The 14926-nt window shown below is 64.6% G+C and carries 19 protein-coding genes; 11 read left to right on the plus strand and 8 right to left on the minus strand.

The genetic code is table 11. The features are described from left to right. Positions 1-26: 26 nt before the first annotated feature. The 4 genes from TPR58_RS17810 (at position 27) to TPR58_RS17825 (ending at position 2643) form a co-directional block, all read left to right on the plus strand. Positions 27-446, plus strand: a complete 420-nt coding sequence (locus tag TPR58_RS17810) for a hypothetical protein (RefSeq protein ID WP_346248083.1) — start codon at positions 27-29, stop codon at positions 444-446. 132 nt (positions 447-578) lie between these two features. Further along, on the plus strand, positions 579-1070 hold the full coding sequence (locus TPR58_RS17815) for a hypothetical protein (protein ID WP_346248084.1): 492 nt from the start codon (positions 579-581) through the stop codon (positions 1068-1070). Continuing rightward, the gene (locus tag TPR58_RS17820) at positions 1067-1573 is read left to right on the plus strand and encodes an ImmA/IrrE family metallo-endopeptidase (protein ID WP_346248085.1); all 507 of its coding nucleotides are present in this window, start codon (positions 1067-1069) and stop codon (positions 1571-1573) included. Before TPR58_RS17815 ends, TPR58_RS17820 begins: the two co-directional genes overlap by 4 nt. Continuing rightward, positions 1570-2643 carry a beta family protein gene (locus tag TPR58_RS17825; RefSeq protein ID WP_346248086.1) on the plus strand — a complete coding sequence of 358 codons (1074 nt, stop codon included), beginning with the start codon at positions 1570-1572 and terminating at the stop codon, positions 2641-2643. The genes TPR58_RS17820 and TPR58_RS17825 overlap by 4 nt, the downstream gene beginning before the upstream one ends. A gap of 12 nt (positions 2644-2655) precedes the next feature. On the opposite strand, the gene TPR58_RS17830 is transcribed toward TPR58_RS17825, so the two are convergent. From TPR58_RS17830 to TPR58_RS17840, 3 genes are all read right to left on the minus strand, one after another. Then, positions 2656-3348 carry a hypothetical protein gene (locus tag TPR58_RS17830; protein WP_346248087.1) on the minus strand — a complete coding sequence of 231 codons (693 nt, stop codon included), beginning with the start codon at positions 3346-3348 and terminating at the stop codon, positions 2656-2658. A 598-nt stretch (positions 3349-3946) separates the two neighbouring features. Beyond that, complete coding sequence (locus TPR58_RS17835; RefSeq protein ID WP_346248088.1) at positions 3947-4945, minus strand: contractile injection system protein, VgrG/Pvc8 family; 999 nt, start codon at positions 4943-4945, stop codon at positions 3947-3949. Continuing rightward, complete coding sequence (locus tag TPR58_RS17840) at positions 4945-5067, minus strand: hypothetical protein (protein WP_346248089.1); 123 nt, start codon at positions 5065-5067, stop codon at positions 4945-4947. The genes TPR58_RS17835 and TPR58_RS17840 overlap by 1 nt, the downstream gene beginning before the upstream one ends. A gap of 97 nt (positions 5068-5164) precedes the next feature. On the opposite strand from TPR58_RS17840, the gene TPR58_RS17845 reads away from it, so the two are divergent. Both TPR58_RS17845 and TPR58_RS17850 read left to right on the plus strand, forming a co-directional pair. After that, the gene (locus TPR58_RS17845; RefSeq protein WP_346248090.1) at positions 5165-5575 is read left to right on the plus strand and encodes a hypothetical protein; all 411 of its coding nucleotides are present in this window, start codon (positions 5165-5167) and stop codon (positions 5573-5575) included. Positions 5576-5762: 187 nt separating this feature from the next. Then, positions 5763-6161 (plus strand): hypothetical protein, encoded by a 399-nt coding sequence (locus TPR58_RS17850; RefSeq protein ID WP_346248091.1) that lies wholly within the window; start codon positions 5763-5765, stop codon positions 6159-6161. Positions 6162-6218: 57 nt separating this feature from the next. Here the strand turns inward: TPR58_RS17850 and TPR58_RS17855 are convergent, their stop codons facing one another. Further along, entirely contained in the window at positions 6219-7370 is a 1152-nt protein-coding gene (locus tag TPR58_RS17855; protein ID WP_346248092.1) for a putative 2OG-Fe(II) oxygenase, read from the minus strand. Positions 7371-7547: 177 nt separating this feature from the next. Here TPR58_RS17855 and TPR58_RS17860 point away from each other — a divergent pair, with 177 nt between their 5' ends. Together TPR58_RS17860 and TPR58_RS17865 are read left to right on the plus strand one after the other, a co-directional pair. Beyond that, entirely contained in the window at positions 7548-8558 is a 1011-nt protein-coding gene (locus TPR58_RS17860) for a LacI family DNA-binding transcriptional regulator (RefSeq protein WP_346248093.1), read from the plus strand. An 85-nt stretch (positions 8559-8643) separates the two neighbouring features. Further along, complete coding sequence (locus tag TPR58_RS17865) at positions 8644-8811, plus strand: hypothetical protein (protein ID WP_346248094.1); 168 nt, start codon at positions 8644-8646, stop codon at positions 8809-8811. Between the two features lie 10 nt (positions 8812-8821). On the opposite strand, the gene TPR58_RS17870 is transcribed toward TPR58_RS17865, so the two are convergent. Continuing rightward, positions 8822-10186, minus strand: a complete 1365-nt coding sequence (locus tag TPR58_RS17870) for an MFS transporter (protein ID WP_346248095.1) — start codon at positions 10184-10186, stop codon at positions 8822-8824. A gap of 176 nt (positions 10187-10362) precedes the next feature. Between TPR58_RS17870 and pgsA the strand changes: the two genes are divergently transcribed. Genes pgsA through TPR58_RS17885 form a run of 3 tightly spaced genes read left to right on the plus strand, consistent with a single transcriptional unit; the run spans position 10363 to position 11602 of the window. Next, a complete protein-coding gene (pgsA, locus tag TPR58_RS17875) occupies positions 10363-10917 on the plus strand; it encodes a CDP-diacylglycerol--glycerol-3-phosphate 3-phosphatidyltransferase (RefSeq protein WP_346248118.1) in 555 nt (184 codons plus the stop codon). Beyond that, positions 10917-11168 carry a molybdopterin converting factor subunit 1 gene (moaD, locus tag TPR58_RS17880; RefSeq protein WP_346248096.1) on the plus strand — a complete coding sequence of 84 codons (252 nt, stop codon included), beginning with the start codon at positions 10917-10919 and terminating at the stop codon, positions 11166-11168. The genes pgsA and moaD overlap by 1 nt, the downstream gene beginning before the upstream one ends. Continuing rightward, complete coding sequence (locus TPR58_RS17885; RefSeq protein ID WP_346248097.1) at positions 11165-11602, plus strand: molybdenum cofactor biosynthesis protein MoaE; 438 nt, start codon at positions 11165-11167, stop codon at positions 11600-11602. The genes moaD and TPR58_RS17885 overlap by 4 nt, the downstream gene beginning before the upstream one ends. A 37-nt stretch (positions 11603-11639) precedes the next feature. Here TPR58_RS17885 and TPR58_RS17890 read toward each other — a convergent pair whose 3' ends face one another. The 3 genes from TPR58_RS17890 to ahpC all read right to left on the minus strand — a co-directional run bounded on the left by TPR58_RS17890 (position 11640) and on the right by ahpC (position 14914). Further along, positions 11640-12542, minus strand: coding sequence for a hydrogen peroxide-inducible genes activator (locus tag TPR58_RS17890; RefSeq protein WP_346248098.1), 903 nt, complete (start codon positions 12540-12542; stop codon positions 11640-11642). Positions 12543-12675: 133 nt separating this feature from the next. Next, positions 12676-14259 carry an alkyl hydroperoxide reductase subunit F gene (gene ahpF, locus TPR58_RS17895; RefSeq protein ID WP_346248099.1) on the minus strand — a complete coding sequence of 528 codons (1584 nt, stop codon included), beginning with the start codon at positions 14257-14259 and terminating at the stop codon, positions 12676-12678. A 91-nt stretch (positions 14260-14350) separates the two neighbouring features. After that, positions 14351-14914, minus strand: a complete 564-nt coding sequence (gene ahpC / locus TPR58_RS17900; RefSeq protein WP_346248100.1) for an alkyl hydroperoxide reductase subunit C — start codon at positions 14912-14914, stop codon at positions 14351-14353. Positions 14915-14926 lie beyond the last annotated feature (12 nt).

Consider the following 14926-nt stretch of genomic DNA (forward strand, 5'->3'; position numbering starts at 1 on the left):
ACTGATCCGATCATGGCGGTGTCGCGATGAAAGAGGGCGGTTGGGTGCTGATTGCGGTGGGCTTTCTGCTCGCCTTCTTCAGTTTCATCTTCGACCCGTCGGTTGATGCGTTGGCGGGTGACCGCATCGTGAATATCGGCCGGCTGCAGACGCAGATGCTCATTTTCGCAAGCGGCGCGGTCCTGTGCCTGATGGGAACGATGTTTGTTGCTGCAGGAAGTATCGTAGAGCGCTTGCCGACGGAGGGTCCCCTTCTGCAGGTCGAGCAGCCGTCAGATGCCAGCACCGCTGCCGCCAGCGAGCCGGATCGCAGTGCGATTGTCGCGGACGAGATCGTCGTCGATCGAGATCTCGGCGACGACCGTCATGGGGTGTTCCAAATGATCATGGGGTTGGTGGCGGTGACAATCATCATCCTCGGCACCGTGGCCCTCTTTGGTTCGTGACGGGAGCAAGGGAATGGCAGGGTGGTCGCGGGCGTCGACAAGGTTGAAACAGTTCAGTCCCGAGCATACCCTCTGTGGCTGCACTCTGCAGTGAGGAACCTTAGCGGGCGATTTGATTAGGGACCGGAGAATATGAGCGCTGACAACAACAGGCCGCAAGCATCACCACCGAACCCGTTGTGGGTTACCGGCGCAATGGTTGGGGCCGTGATCGGCGCGTTCGTCGTACTTGCGCTTGGAAAGTCGCAATGGGTAACGACAAATATTACGTACACCGATCTAGCAGCCGTGATGTTAGCCACCGTTACCATCTTGATCACGCTCTTCGCGATCATAATGGCTGTAGCCGCAGTTTACGGATATCGCGAACTGCAGCAGATGATTGAGCGTCGCGCTGACGAAGCTGCTGCAAAGTACATGGACACGGTGGGGCTTCGTACGATTGAAGCTCGAGCAGACAGCGCGACAGCTAGTTATCTGGAGAGCAAGGGCGACGAGGTTCTCAAGCGCCGCGAAGACGAGATTTTATCCGGCCGGGACGGGGATGACGATGAACTCGACGAGCAGGATCGAGAGTTCATAGACGCGAGAGAGGCCGCTAGGCCGAGCGGAGAAGATGAGTGAGCCGGATCAAAGATAGCTGGCAATGGCAGCAGCTCAGCGACGAGCAGAGAGCTATCATTACCGCCCATCAATCGTCAGTGCCGGTGAACTTGGGTGCGATCGCGCGCGAGTTTGGCGTGCCTGTCAAAGCTGCGACGCTTGGGCCGGGCGTATCCGGCGAAATTCGGCCCAATCCTGACGGTGGATATATCATTCGCGTAAACCGTCATGACTCCCCACGGCGTCAACGTTTCACCGTTGCACACGAGCTCGCTCATTTCCTTTTGCACAAAGATCAGATCGGATCCGGTATAACTGATGACGCACTCTACAGGTCCAATAAATCTAGCCGGATTGAAGCTGAAGCAAATCGTCTAGCTGCAGATTTGGTTATGCCGACCGCAAAAGTCCGCGCGGCGGCCGACGAACTGAGGGCGAGTGATGTCTCAGATCTGAGCGCTTCGCTAGCCGAGCGTTTTGGGGTGTCTGATGCCGCTATGACCATCAAACTCGGGGGTGAATGATGGCGCTACGACAGTTTGGGCTCGTTCCGTACATGCCAGTGCTATCGCTTCGTCCCGCCGAAATGCGGGCGCTGGAGGAACTTCCGGACTCTACGAAAAACCGAATTCTTCCGATTGTGCATCTTCGCGCGTGGATGAGCGCTCAGATTCTAGCGAGCGGTCTTCAAAGACTTCGGGAGGCCTATGGCGACCGCCCGGTCGTGGTCGCTGTTAGTGATCCAGAAGTCGTCGACAAATTGAGGCCGGTTCATCAGGAGCTGGATCGGCTGCGGGTGTCTGACGATGGATACCGAAATTGGTGCAATTTCATCAACGAGACCGAGAATTTCATACCGGCGTTGCAGCTGCGTGATCCCGCTCACCTAATCGCACAGCTCCAACGGTTCTACGCGCTAGGCAGGGGCGTCGTCGTCATTGTTGAGCGGGAGGCTCTGAGCGGGCTTTCGGCAATCGCGCAAGCGGTGCGCGCACATACCCAGGCGGGCGCGGACGTCTGCTTTGTCATCGATCTTGGCCGGGGTTATACGGATCCGCTCGAACGAGCTGCCTTCGTTCGGGGCTTTTGCGACCTGATCTGGGATGCCTGCCCTCTTTCAGCCGTTTCGATCTCCGCCTCGTCATTTCCAGCCGATTTCCGGAACAAGACCGACCAAGAAATTTATGAACGCACCCTTTTCAATGCCGTGCTGCCCCACACTGGGGGGGGGGGGCTGATCTACAGCGATCGCGGGAGTGCTCGCTTCGAGCGGCAGCGGGGCGGCGGCGGGATGCCAGCGCCGCGAATAGATTATCCCTTAGTCGGGCAATGGAAATTCTTCCGCAGTGATCTGACCGGGTTTCAAGGCTACCGAGAGCAGGCTCTCTTGCTCGTCTCCAATGCGGCCATCTTCGACCCACTGCTTCGCATTTGGGGGACACAAATGATCGAGCGAACTGCAGCCGGCGACTCGTCAGCTATCAAAACTCCGGCGCGATCTACGGCTGCTCGGATCAACCTGCATTTACACCGCCAAGCCTGGTTCGGCGACCCGATCGGCCTCTACGACACAGAGGATGATTGGGAAGATTGAAAGCGCACCAGCTTAACCAGCCCGGGCAAGTTCGAGCCCAATACGGCGATTCCAGTCAGCCCAGAAATCGCTCCTTGCTCGATCTTGATCTTGGGCTCTTTGACGATCGGGGAAAAACCGGCTGAGAAGTCGCAGGTCGTCGCGCCCGATACGACGATCCCTCACAGCTGCCCAGAACTCTGAACTTGGCTCGGCATATCGTCTACGGAAAGCGCGCTCGAAGGCCGCCCGTGCGTCGTCGAGCGGCAATGGCTCGACGCCATGCCGACCCGTGAGTCGTTCCGCCGCTCGCATCTCTCGGCTTCGATCTTCCTGTGTCATCAAGCGGAGGAAATCAGCAGGTTTCAGATCATGAGCAACACCTTCGACATGTCGGATCCGAGTGCCGTCCTCGTGCAAAGACCAAGCCGATGCGCCACAGAGATCAAGCGGGCGAAGGTTTCTCATATGACGCGGTGCTGCCACGACGATCGAGTGATCGAAACAACGCGCGTAGCCGGCCATTTGCGAGGGTAGTCTGCGCAGGGTGTCGCCAGCAGATTTGATCTCTACCCCCACGAAGCCATCTTCGGAAAGAGCCGCTAGATCCGCCCGAATGTTGGTCCCGAGAAGCGAAAATTCCAGCGCGATCACCGGCAGAGAGTCCACCGGTGATGCGTCTCTGATCCATGCAAGGATCGCAATTTTGAAATCTGCTTCGTTCATAAACTCGGTCGTCCAGCCTGGCGGCGCGCGTGCCCTCTCAAGGCAATGTCTGTCAACTTCTTAGGCTCTGCTCAAACTTCGGCCGGAAAAAGGCGTCAGCGTGATTGCGCAACGCTTACCGGAATGCGCCCCACGGCATCGAGTTTCGCACAGCGCGAATCCGGAGAGTGAGGTTTGGCTCTAGTGCTCCGATCCGGATCTTCTTTATCGGCGTGTTGGTAGCGGGGGGGGAACCTTTCTCCGCTATAGTAACTGTCGATGATCAACGGGAGCAGCGACGATGGTAGAGAAGCAATCCGATTCTGATGGCGTCAGCGGTCTTACGGACATTTTCATCCCATCGACGAACGAACCATGGATCTACAAGGAGCTGATGGGTGTCTCCTGGATCGGCAGTCCTACTGTAAGCGGATTTGCTGGTGTCGAAACCCTCTGGCAGGTCTACATAAAAAGGGAATTGACCAGAGAGTTTATCATCGACCAGCTAACCCCGATATTCGGGAGGGGGGTGCGGTTTCTCGTTTAAGGCCCGGCACGCGAAGCGGCTCAGGATCTCCGCGCGTTCCGGTGCGAGTTCAGTCGATACCACGACTGCAGTTCAGATTTTACGGGGCCCATCTGCCTCCAGCTTGACCGAATTGCGTAAGCCGCGCTTGTCCAGTTCATGGTTGATCTCGGCGGCGATCCACCCTTTGCCGTCGATCTCGGGCTTGAATCCCTGCAGGGTTACGGCACGCTCGGGATAGAGGTCGGGCCGGCCGTAGGCCAACTGGACCTCGCATTCGGCCGCGCCGCGCCGGGTGCGCCCGGTCTTGGCATTGGCAGCCGCGCGGGCGTCGGCCTCGCTGCGATAGACGCGGCGCAGACGCTTGGGCTTTCCCGCCGCCGTGCCGGCTTTCACGGTCTTGCGCGTCCCGGATCCGCGATCGTGCCAGCGCGCCTCGACGCCGCGGTCGATCTCGCGGTAGCGGGCGCGGCCGCCGTCGCTTCGCCGGATGGTGAGGCCGGCCAAGGTCGTGCCGCCAGCGGTCGTGCCCTTGCCGATCGGCGTGAAAATCAGCGCGCCCTGTTTGACGGTCGCGACTGCGTCATGATCGCGGCCGAGCTTGCGAAGCAGGGCCATGTCGGATTGCTGTTGCTGTGCCAGGACCGGCACGGCGATCGCCGCCAGCTCGGGCGCGACGCGGGCCTCCCATCCGTTGCCGGCCGCGATCTCGCCGACGATAGCGCCCAGGGTGGTGGCGCGCCAGCTGCGCTCCTTACGGATGCGGAAATTGCTGGTCTGATCGGCCGATCGGCCGCGCAGCGAGATCTCGCCGTCATTCCATTCGACCTCGTCGATCTTGAACGATCCCTTGTCGACCAGGCCGAGCGAGGCGTAGCGCCCCTGTTTCCACCCGAGCCGCACCTGGACCATCATGCCCTTCCTCGGCAGGGCCATGGCGCCGTCGCTGTCGTCGAGCACCAGGTCGAGCTGGTCGGCCTCGCCGCCGCGCTTCTCCGAGATGCGCAGGCTCTTCAGCCGCGGTCGCACCCCGGACGAGACGTCCTCGCCGCCGACGATCACGCGGAAATCGGGAATGTCCTGGGCGGCCATCAGTCGTATTTCCGTTCGAGGTCGATCACGAAGTCGACGACGCGCGGGGTGCCATCGGGCATCATCGCGCGCCGGCGCTGGCTGAGCTTGACGATGGCTTCGGCAAGCGATGGGGCAACCAAGCGATGGTCTATTGGTTGATCCCACGCAGCCGGCGAGGTGCGCCCGCCGGATCGCCAATCCAGGAGTGAGAATGAGTGTTTCCCAGGTGGTCGAGTCGTGACCAAATCCGGCATTACCCTGATGATTTCCGGGGTGTCATTGGCAGTGATCGGGACCGTGGTTTCGCCGTCGCTCCATCAACCGATTTTCCCGATGGTGAACGATACTTCCGGATGGCGGGTCGTGGACCGGCTCATCGCCGCGAGCGGCGCCATCCTGTTCTTCGCGGGGATCGTCATGACCGTAGTTGGCGTCAGGACGATGCGTGGACGGCGTCGCGCGCCGACGCCCGCCGGTGACCGCGGAGAGAGTTATCGCTCGCTGATCGAACCGGCGTCGTTGACGCCGACGCCAAAGGCGAGAGGCCAGGAACCTGGCTATGAGATCCTTTCGGTTACCGTCGGGATCATCGGCGCGATTGTCCTGGCGCTGGGCGCGACCGCCATGTTCTTCTTTCGGCAGGTCTAGCCAAGCGCGGCAGAGCGGATCGATCGCGGCATTCGCCAGCGCCCCGCATGGGGTCGAACCCGGTTTCCCCAAACTGGGCACTCGTCGGCAGCCATCTCGTGCAAATGTTATGGCCCTTCGTCGCTGCCTCCGCGATGGGGGTGTCACAAGTTGGTAACCCTAAAAAAAGGTCGCGGGGCGCCAGATCATGATACGTGGTGGTTCAATCCTCATGGCGTCCGGCGTGTCGCTGGTGGCGATCGGCGTTGCCGTCGAGGACTTTCTGTCCGGAACGATTTTGGGCGATAGCATCAACGCGCGCTGGCTCGTCTCTGAGGTGCTGTTTCTCGCCGGGGGCGGGATCCTGTTTCTCGCAGGAGCCATCTTGAGCGCGACCGGGCTTTTCCGCCGGCGGAAATTGGCGGTCTATGGTCGCGACCAAGGGGACGCTGGACGATCGGCGATCCTCGGGCGGGGGTGTTCGCCACTCGAAGAGGTGGGTGTCTATCCTCCGATCGATACGAACGACGCCCTCTTCTATTTCGCGGGTGCCATCGTTGTCTTCATCATGCTGGCCTTGAGCGGTGCCGCCTGGTTCGGGGGATGACGGCTGAGCCGGCAGTCGCTTTCGGATCGGGGGCAACGAACCGCGCGACCGGGATCGTCAGGCCAGCGGATCCAGGTCCGCAACCACGGTGATGCGCGCGTCGGTCGATCCCGTCGCCACCACGTCATGAAAGATATGCGCCGGGAAAATGGTGAGCCAGCCCGGCGCTGCCGCCAGATGGCGTTCCCCCCAGCTTGCGCGGTGGCCTGGCGCGATTTCGTCGCATACGCCCATCGCCAGCGCACCGGCGTGCGGATGCCCGGAACCGGGTTGCGGCACCACGACATGATAGACGCTGGTCAGGCAGGCCTTGGCATGGAGATGCTGGCCGTTGCGCCCCTGGCGGCGCAGGACGACGGTGCCGCAGCCGATCCTTGCCTGTTCGGGGGCGGGGGGCAGGCCGAGCGAGGGCAGGCGATCGGCATAGCTGCGCAACGCGGTGCGGATGAAGGCGCGGAGGGCGTCGAGCGCCGGGCTGTGCCGGATGCGCATCGCATAGTTCGCGTCGACATCGGTCTGGCGCGATTGGCCGGGCCGGTCGCGCAGGATGTCGGCGGCGAGGGTCGCGTTGAACGCGTCGATCCCGCCGAACTCGGCCGGGGGCTCGAACGGGACGCGGCTGGTCATGGCGTCGAGATCGACCAGCCGGTTTGCATCCTCGCCGCGTCCGAGCAGGCTGAGCGCCAGCGCATGGTAGCCGCGGATCGCCGCATTGCCCTGCAGATGGGGGAGCGGCGCCTCGCAATAGCGCAGCAGATGCTCCGCCTCGCGATCGGCCGCCAACGATTCGAGCAGCGCGCGCAGCGCGGCGAAGCCGGAATCGCCGATCGCGACGGCGCGGGCGAAGTCGCTGCGCGCCTCACCGCCCCGGCCCAGCCGGTGGAGCGCGCGGCCGCGCACGAGGTGCCAGCGGCTATCGCCCGGTGCCGCCCATCGGTGATCGCACAGATCCAGTACCGCGTCCGCCCCGCGAGCGCGCAGCATGGCGGTCGCCAGCACCGGCCAGCCGGCGAAGCGATCCCCCTCCGCTGCCAGGGCCAGTTCCGCGGCTCCGATCGCCTCGTCGAACCGGCCGAGATCGAACAGCGCCTCCGCCAGTGCGAGGCGAAGTCGCGAGTCCCGCGGCGCCGCGTCGCACGCCTGGCGCAGCAACGCCTCGCGCCGGGTGGCCGGCGGCCGCGCATCGGGGGTGCTGTCGATCCAGGCCAAGGCCTTGTCCTTGCTGATGGAACCCGACGACTCTGCCCGGCCCGGCTCACCCGTACAAGGGGCGGCCGGGCGCCCCCTGACAACGTTAAACCGCGCACACTTGCGCGGGTGGTGCGGCCGCGTCCATATACCCGCGAGACAACGCGAAACAGGCACCGTTCCGCGGCAGGAGAAAAGATGAGCGGCCGTCCCACGATCAAGGAAGTGTCGAAGATCGCCGGCGTCTCCTTCAAGACGGTCAGCCGCGTGCTCAACAACGAGAAGCATGTCAGCGAGGCGACACGACGCAAGGTCGAAGAAGCGGTTGCGACGCTCAACTTCCGGCCCAGCCATGCCGCACGCACCCTGGCCGGCCGCAAGTCGTTCCAGGTCGCATTGCTCTACGACAATCCCAGTCCTTATTATGTCTATCACATCCAGGCGGGCGCACAGGAACGCTGCGTCGAGCTCGGCTTCCGCCTGCTCCACCAGCCGTGCGACAGCGAGGCAGAGGACCTGACCCAGGGGGTGACCGCGCTGATCGACGAGGCGCATCTCGACGGCGTTATCATCTCGCCCCCGGTCAGCGACGCGATGCCGCTGATCGAGGAGCTGGAGCGGCGCAAGATCCCCTTCGTGCGGATTGCCCCCGGCATCGCCCGCGGGTCCACCTTGTCGGTGGCGATCGACGACGTGGCGGCGGGGCGGGAACTGACCGAATATCTGATCGGTCTCGGCCACCGCGCGATCGCCTTCGTGAAGGGGCCGCCCAACCATATCTCGTCGGAGGAGCGGCACCAGGGCTATCGCGACGCGCTCGATGCGCATGGCGTGGCCTATGATCCCGACCTGGTGGTGCAGGGCGATTACAGCTTCGCCTCGGGACGCAAGGCGGCGGAGTCGCTGCTTGCGCGCACCGATCCGCCGACGGCGATCTTCGCCGGCAATGACGATATGGCGGCCGGCGCGCTCGCGGTGGCGCATGAGCGCGACATCGTCGTGCCCGACGCGCTGTCGATCGCGGGGTTCGACGATACCGACCTGGCGCGCGCGGTCTGGCCGCCGCTGACCACCGTCCATCAGCCGGTGCGCGATCTCGCCTGGTCCGCGGCGAACCTGCTGCTCGACGGGGACGGGAAGCATCGTCAGCTCACGCTCGACCATGTGCTCAAGAAGCGCGCATCGACCGGACCCGCGCCCAAGGCCTGACCTGCGGTAGGCGCTGGCATCGACGCGTCGGCGTTAACCGCGATTCCGCTGGTCGAAATCGTAAACGGGGCGTTAACTCCCCGCCATGCAGCATCTGCGCCTTCGGGATTCGACGACCCGCGGTCATCCGATCCGCCGCACGCTCCGTCAGGTGCGGGCGGCCGAGCGCAGGCGCCTCGATGACAGCGACGCGAGGCTGTTCCTGGTGAGCTTCGCCGCCTTCTTCATCTGCTTCGCGACCTTCCTGCTCTGAAGGGCGCGCCTCAGGCGCCTTCCTCGCCCGGCAGATGCTCCTCGCCGTGCGGGATCTTCTCGGCCTTGTAGAGCCGCCATGCGGCAAAGGCCGAGGCGAAGCACAGGACCAGGACGACCAGGATCGCGTTGCTGACGCTGACGCCCGCCTTGGTCACGCCGACGATTCCGACCGACCCGGCCACCATGAAGGCCGAGTTCACGATATTGTTGGCGGCAACGGTGCGCGAGGTCTGCGACTTGTCGACCGTGGTGGTCAGGAAGGCATAGAGCGGAACGACGAACATGCCGCCGGTGATCGCGATCATCCCCAGGTCGAACAGCACGCGCCAGGCGCCCGCGACCTCGAGCAGTTCCATGGTCTTGAGCAGGTCGCCTTCACCCAGCGCGGCGATCGGCGGAAGGCCGTTGGCCGCCAGATGCGTCTGCAGCGGGCCGCCGGGCGCGCCCCAGCCGCTGGCGGTCCAGTAGAAGTCCAGCACGAATACCGACATGGCGAGGACCGAGATCGGCGAGTAGCGCGCCGAGACATTGCCCTTCAACAGCCGGTTGATGATCACCGAGCCGATCGCGATTCCGATCGAGAAGATCCCCAGGAACACGCTGGCCACGTCCTTCTGGGCGTGGAAGACGTTCTTCACCAGCGGCGGGAACAGCACCGCGAGCACCGCCGCGATCGTCCAGAACACGCTGATCGCCATGATCGCCAGGAACAGGCGGCGGATGTGCATGGTCGCCGAGATCAGGCGATAGGAGGCGCGGAAGATGTTGTAGTCGATCTTCAGCGTGATGAGCGGCGGCGCCGGCGGGATGTTGAGCGAGGCCAGCCAGCCGATCATCGCCACGCCCACCACCGCGAAGGCGGCCATATGCGGGTCGAGCACGCCGCCCGCGATGGTGCCGCACAGGATGGCGATATAGGTGCCCGCCTCGACCAGGCCGGTGCCGCCCAGCACCTCGTGCGACTGCATGTGCTGCGGTATGATGGCGTATTTGATCGGCCCGAAAAAGGTCGAGTGGACCCCCATGCCGACCAGCGCGACCAGCATCAGCGGCAGGTTGGACAGGAAGATGCCGGTCGCCCCCACCAGCATGATCAGCACCTCCGCCGCCTTGATGATGCGCATGATGCGCGCCTTGTCGAAACTGTCGGCAAGCTGGCCGGCCAGCGCCGAGAACAGGAAGAAGGGCAGGATGAAGATGCCGGTCGCGATCGCGCTGAACTGCGTTTCCTGTTCGGCGCTATTGAAGATTTCATAGGTCGCGAAGAAGACCATCGCGTTCTTGAAGAGATTGTCGTTGAACGCCCCCAGGAACTGAGTGACGAACAGGGGCAGGAACCGCCGCTCCCTGAGCAGGCCGACCGAAGTGATCATGCGGGATTCGTGCCCCCAGGCAATGGCAAGGAGGGCAGGGCATAGCCGAGGCGGGCAAGCGGCAGCAATGCGGTAAATCTCGGGCGTCGGCTGCGTCGGGGCGATCGCGCGGCGGCGGAACCACGATCGGCACCGCAGCGCTTTCGCAAGGGCGACGAAAAGACTAGATGGACTCGATGCTGACCCTGCCCAACATCCTGACGCTTTCGCGGATCGTTACGGTGCCGCTGCTTGCGGCGTTCCTGTGGTGGCCGCAATGGCAGGCCGGCTATGCGATCGCCTTCGCGATCTACTGCCTGATGGGCATCACCGATTATTTCGACGGCTATCTCGCCCGCGCGCAGGGTACGGTGTCGAAGCTGGGCGTGTTCCTCGACCCGATCGCGGACAAGATCATGGTGGCTGCGGTGATCCTGCTGCTGTGCGCCAAGGGCGTCATCCCCGACCTCCACGTCATCGCCGCGCTGGTGATCCTGGTGCGCGAGATCGCGGTGTCGGGCCTGCGCGAGTTCCTGGGCGGCATCCAGGTCTCGATCCCCGTCTCGCGGCTGGCCAAGTGGAAGACCACCTTCCAGCTCTGCGCGCTCGGTCTGCTGATCTTCGCGCCGGCCATGCCGGAGTGGGACTGGGTGCATCCTGCCGGTCTGGTCTTCCTGTGGGTCGCCGCCGCGCTGACCGCGATCACCGGCTGGGACTATCTGCGCGTCGGCCTAAAGCACATGGACAGCTGATGGACCTGCTCTATTTCGCCTGGGTGCGCGAGCAAATCGGCACGGGGCAGGAGGCGGTGGACCCGCCCGGGGCGGTGGTCACCGTCGCCGACCTGATCGACTGGCTCGCGAAGCGGAGCCCCGGCCATGCCGAGGCGTTCCGCGACCCCGCCAAGCTGCGCGCGGCGATCGACCAGCGCTTCGTGCCGCTCGATGCCGAGTTGGGCGATGCGAAGGAAGTCGCGATCTTTCCGCCGGTTACGGGCGGATGATCCGCGTCTCGGTCCAGCCTGCGCCGATCGACCTGGCGACCGAGATCGCAGGGGCGGAGGCGAAAGGGGCGGGCGGCATCGCCAGCTTCACCGGATCGGTCCGCGCGGATGACGGGGTGACCGAACTGGTCCTCGAACATTATCCCGGCATGACCGAGGCGGCGCTGATCGGCATGGCGGAGGAGGCCTTCACCCGCTGGAACCTGCTGGCGGTGACGATCGTCCACCGGGTGGGGGCGATGGTGCCGGGCGACCATATCGTCTTCATCGCCACCGCCGCGGCGCATCGGCGCGAGGCGCTGGAGAGCTGCGCGTATCTGATCGACCGGCTGAAGACCGATGCCCCGTTCTGGAAGCGCGAGACGCGCGGGGAAGGCGCTCGATGGGTCGAGGCGCGCGCCGCCGATGCCGATGCGGCGGAGCGCTGGACGTGACTCGGGCGTAGGAAGCTTCCTACGCCAAGATATATCTTCAGCCAGTGACCGCGAGCACGTCGGCGAGCAGGCGGAAATCCTTCTCGCGCGGACTCGCCTTGCGCCACACCAGCGCGATCGTGCGCGCGGCATTGGCGGCGTCGAGCGGGCGTGCCTCGACATCGGTATGGTCGAGGATGCCGGCGTCGATCGCCATCTGGGGCAGCATGGTGACGCCCAGGCCGTTGTCGACCATCTGCACCATCGTGTGGAGCGAGGTGCCGAGCATCGTTGCCTCGGCGCGCAGTTCGGGGCGGTTGCACGCGGCCAGCGCGTGGTCCTTGAGGCAATGGCCGTCCTCGAGCATCAGCAGCCGGGTCGCGTCGATGTCCTCGGGCCGGATCTGCGGCGGGGCGGGGGCGATCTCGCCGCGGGGAAAGGCGACGAACAGCGCATCGTCGAACAACGGCGCCGCCTCAACGTCGCCGCAGGCATAGGGCAGGGCGAGCAGCACGCAGTCGGTGCGGCCATGGTTGAGCGATTCGCAGGCCTGGCCGCTGGTCTCCTCGCGCAGGAACAGCTTGAGGTCGGGATAGTCGCGGCGCAGCCGGGGGAGGATGCGCGGCAGCAGGAAGGGGGCGATCGTCGGGATGACGCTCATCCGCATCTCGCCCGACAGCGGTCGTCCGGCGGCGCGGGCGAGATCGCCCAGCTCGTCGGCCTCGCGCAGGACGCGGCGCGCCTTCTCGACGATGCGCTCGCCCAGCGGGGTGAAGCGCACGACGCGCCGGGTGCGCTCGACCAGGACGACGCCGATCAGCGTCTCGAGTTCGCGAATGCCCGCGGACAGCGTCGACTGGGTGACGAAACAGGCTTCGGCGGCGCGGCCGAAATGGCCCGAATCATGGAGCGCGACGAGATATTGAAGCTGTTTCAGCGTCGGGAGATAGGTCTGCGCCACTGATCGCTCCTGTCGATGGAATGGCGCCAATATAGTGACGAAGGCGATGACGTCACCCCAGCCTCAAGAGCGAGCCCGCCCTCCCCCGTTCGGACCGGGCCCGTCGCGGCCGGGCCCGAACGGGGCGGTGGGATCAGGCGGCTGCCTCGACCAGTTCCTCGGCCGGCAGTCGGATGAGATAGTCGAAGGCGGACAGCGCGGCGGTCGAGCCAGCGCCCATCGCCACGACGATCTGCTTGTACGGAACGGTCGTCGCGTCGCCGGCGGCGAAGATGCCGGGCTGCGACGTCTCGCCGCGCGCGTCGATCTCGATCTCGCCGCGCGGGGTGAGGGCGATCGCGTCCTTGAGCCACTCGGTATTCGGCACCAGCCCGATCTGGACGAAGATGCCTTCGAGCGCGACGTCGTGATGCTCGCCCGAATTGCGGTCCTTGTAGACCAGGCCCGAGACCTTCTCGCCGTCGCCGCGCACTTCGGTGGTCAGCGCCGAGGTGATGATCTTGACGTTCGGCAGGCTGGCCAGCTTGCGCTGGAGCACCGCGTCGGCGCGCAGGTCGGAATCATATTCGATCAGCGTGACATGCGCGACCAGCCCGGCGAGATCGATCGCCGCCTCGACGCCCGAATTGCCGCCGCCGATCACCGCGACGCGCTTGCCCTTGAACAGCGGGCCGTCGCAGTGCGGGCAATAGGCGACGCCCTTGTTGCGATACTGGTCCTCGCCGGGCACGCCCATCTGGCGCCAGCGGGCGCCGGTCGACAGGATGATCGTCTTCGCCTTAAGGCTGGCACCGTTGGCCAGCTTCACCTCGTGCAGGCCGCCGGGAACGCGGGCCGGGATCAGCTTCTCGGCGCGCTGGAGGTTCATGATGTCGACGCCATTGTCGTTCACATGGCTTTCCAGCTGCGCGGCGAGCTTGGGGCCTTCGGTGTAGGGAACCGAGATGAAATTCTCGATGCCCATCGTGTCGAGCACCTGGCCGCCGAAGCGCTCCGCGGCGACGCCGACGCGGATGCCCTTGCGCGCGGCATAGATGGCCGAGGCCGCACCGGCGGGGCCGCCACCGACGACGAGCACGTCGAACGGGTCCTTGGCACCGATCTTCGCGGCCGCCCTGGCCTCGGCGCCGCTGTCGATCTTCGCGACGATCTGCTCGAGCTCCATCCGGCCCGAGGCGAAGGGCTCGCCGTTCAGGTACACGGTCGGCACCGCCATCACCTTGCGCGCCTCGACCTCGTCCTTGAACAGGGCGCCGTCGATCGCGGTGTGGGTGATGCCGGGGTTGAGCACCGCCATCAGGTTCAGCGCCTGCACCACATCGGGGCAGTTCTGGCACGACAGCGAGAAATAGGTCTCGAATTCATAGTCGCCCTCGATCCCGCGGATCTGGTCGAGCAGGTCCTGCGCCGCCTTGGACGGGTGGCCGCCGACCTGGAGCAGGGCGAGGACCAGCGAGGTGAATTCATGGCCCATCGGCAGGCCGGCGAAGCGGACGCCGATATCGGTGCCGACCCGGCGGATCATGAAGCTGGGCTTGCGCGCGTCATCGTCGGCGCGGACGACCGCGACCTTGTCGCTGAGCGCGGCGATTTCGTTCAGCAGGGTTTCCATCTCCCGCGACTTCGCGTCGTCGCCCAGCGAGGCGACGAGCTCGATCGGCTCGCGGATGTTCACGAGATAGGCCTTCAGCTGCTGCGTCAGATTTGCGTCGAGCACGGTGGAAACTCCTGGAATTCAGATACAAAACGGCCCGGGGCGGAGGGAAATCCACCCCGGGCCGCGTCGTTACCCAAGGGGGCTGGGTAGGTTAGATCTTGCCGACGAGGTCGAGCGAGGGGGCCAGGGTCTCTTCACCCTCTTCCCACTTGGCGGGGCAGACTTCGCCCGGGTGCGCTGCAACATACTGGGCTGCCTTGATCTTGCGCAGCAGCTCCTGGGCGTTGCGGCCGACGCCTTCCGAAGTGATCTCGACCAGCTGGATCACGCCGTCCGGATCGACGACGAAGGTGCCGCGATCGGCCAGGCCCTGACCCTCACGCAGGACGTCGAAGTTCGTCGCCAGCGTGTGGTTCTGGTCGCCCAGCATGTAATAGTTGATCTTGCCGATCGCCGGCGAGGTGTCGTGCCATGCCTTGTGGCTGAAATGCGTGTCGGTCGAGACCGAATACACCTCGACGCCCATGTTCTGCAGCGTCGGATAGACGTCGGCGAGATCCTCGAGCTCCGTCGGGCAGACGAAGGTGAAGTCGGCCGGGTAGAAGAAGAACACCGCCCACTTGCCCTTCGTGTCCGCGTCGGTGACCTGGACGAACTTGCCTTCCTTGAAGGCGGTCGCGGTGAACGGCTTGATGGTGCTTCCGATGAGAGCCATGCGGGAATTTCT

It is taken from the genome of Sphingomonas rustica (assembly GCF_039652585.1).
Lineage (GTDB): Bacteria > Pseudomonadota > Alphaproteobacteria > Sphingomonadales > Sphingomonadaceae > Sphingomonas > Sphingomonas rustica.

Bases quoted from the DNA above. Each gene is read 5' to 3' on its own strand.
- TPR58_RS17810 (WP_346248083.1), top strand. From the start codon at position 27: ATGAAAGAGGGCGGTTGGGTGCTGATTGCGGTGGGCTTTCTGCTCGCC.
- TPR58_RS17815 (WP_346248084.1), top strand. From the start codon at position 579: ATGAGCGCTGACAACAACAGGCCGCAAGCATCACCACCGAACCCGTTG.
- TPR58_RS17825 (WP_346248086.1), top strand. From the start codon at position 1,570: ATGATGGCGCTACGACAGTTTGGGCTCGTTCCGTACATGCCAGTGCTA.
- TPR58_RS17830 (WP_346248087.1), bottom strand. From the start codon at position 3,348: ATGAACGAAGCAGATTTCAAAATTGCGATCCTTGCATGGATCAGAGAC.
- TPR58_RS17835 (WP_346248088.1), bottom strand. From the start codon at position 4,945: ATGGCCGCCCAGGACATTCCCGATTTCCGCGTGATCGTCGGCGGCGAG.
- TPR58_RS17850 (WP_346248091.1), top strand. From the start codon at position 5,763: ATGATACGTGGTGGTTCAATCCTCATGGCGTCCGGCGTGTCGCTGGTG.
- TPR58_RS17860 (WP_346248093.1), top strand. From the start codon at position 7,548: ATGAGCGGCCGTCCCACGATCAAGGAAGTGTCGAAGATCGCCGGCGTC.
- TPR58_RS17865 (WP_346248094.1), top strand. From the start codon at position 8,644: ATGCAGCATCTGCGCCTTCGGGATTCGACGACCCGCGGTCATCCGATC.
- TPR58_RS17870 (WP_346248095.1), bottom strand. From the start codon at position 10,186: ATGATCACTTCGGTCGGCCTGCTCAGGGAGCGGCGGTTCCTGCCCCTG.
- pgsA (WP_346248118.1), top strand. From the start codon at position 10,363: ATGCTGACCCTGCCCAACATCCTGACGCTTTCGCGGATCGTTACGGTG.
- moaD (WP_346248096.1), top strand. From the start codon at position 10,917: ATGGACCTGCTCTATTTCGCCTGGGTGCGCGAGCAAATCGGCACGGGG.
- TPR58_RS17885 (WP_346248097.1), top strand. From the start codon at position 11,165: ATGATCCGCGTCTCGGTCCAGCCTGCGCCGATCGACCTGGCGACCGAG.
- ahpC (WP_346248100.1), bottom strand. From the start codon at position 14,914: ATGGCTCTCATCGGAAGCACCATCAAGCCGTTCACCGCGACCGCCTTC.